Below are 940 nucleotides of genomic sequence, written 5' to 3' on the forward strand. Positions count from 1 at the left end.
GCGGCGCGGGCGAAGTCGAGGAGTGCGGTGGGGACGTCGTCGCCGATGACCTGGTGGTAGCTGCCGCCGAGGCTTTCGGTCAGGGTGCGTTGCCGGGCGAGTGCGGAGGGGTCGGCGCCGGTGAGGCCGTCGGAGCGGGCGACGTGGACGGCGAGCAGGTCGGCGCCTTTGCTGCGGGCGGCGATCCGGGAGGCGCGGCGGATCAGGGTGTCGCCTTCGGGGCCGCCGGTGAGGGCGACCACGACGCGTTCGCGGGTTTCCCAGGTGCCGGCGATGCCGTGGTCGGTGCGGTAGCGGTCGAGCTGGTCGTCGACCTTGCCGGCGAGCCAGAGCAGGGCGAGTTCGCGTAGCGCGGTGAGGTTGCCGACGCGGAAGTAGTTGGCCAGGGCGGCGTCGATCTTCTCGGGGGTGTAGATGTTGCCGTGGGCCATCCGTCGGCGCAGGGCCTCGGGGGCCATGTCGACGAGTTCGACCTGGTCGGCGCGTCGGACGACGTCGTCGGGCACGGTTTCGCGTTGCGGGACGCCGGTGATCGTCTCGACGACGTCGTTGAGTGATTCCAGGTGCTGGATGTTGACGGTGGAGATGACGTCGATGCCGGCGGTGAGCAGGTCCTGGACGTCGTGCCAGCGTTTGGTGTGGCGGCTTCCCGGGATGTTGGTGTGGGCGAGTTCGTCGACGAACGCGACGTCGGGGTGTCGGGTGAGGATGGCGTCGAGGTCCATCTCGGTGAAGGAGCCGCCGCGGTATTCGATGATCTGTCGTGGGATGGTCTCGAGGCCGTCGAGCATCGCTGTGGTGCGGGGTCGGCTGTGGGTCTCGACGAAGCCGACCACGACGTCGGTGCCTCGTTCGGCTCGCCGGTGGGCCTCGTCGAGTGCCGCGTAGGTCTTGCCGACGCCTGGTGCGGCACCCAGATAGATCCGCAGTGTCCCTCGTG

The 940-nt window shown here is 69.5% G+C and carries 1 pseudogene; it reads right to left on the bottom strand.

Annotated features, from left to right (window positions below):
* Nucleotides 1-940 (bottom strand): annotated as a pseudogene (locus ACG83_RS41475) (histidine kinase); the annotation flags it as partial.

This window comes from Frankia sp. R43 (assembly GCF_001306465.1).
In the GTDB taxonomy this organism is placed as follows: Bacteria; Actinomycetota; Actinomycetes; order Frankiales; family Frankiaceae; genus Parafrankia; species Parafrankia irregularis.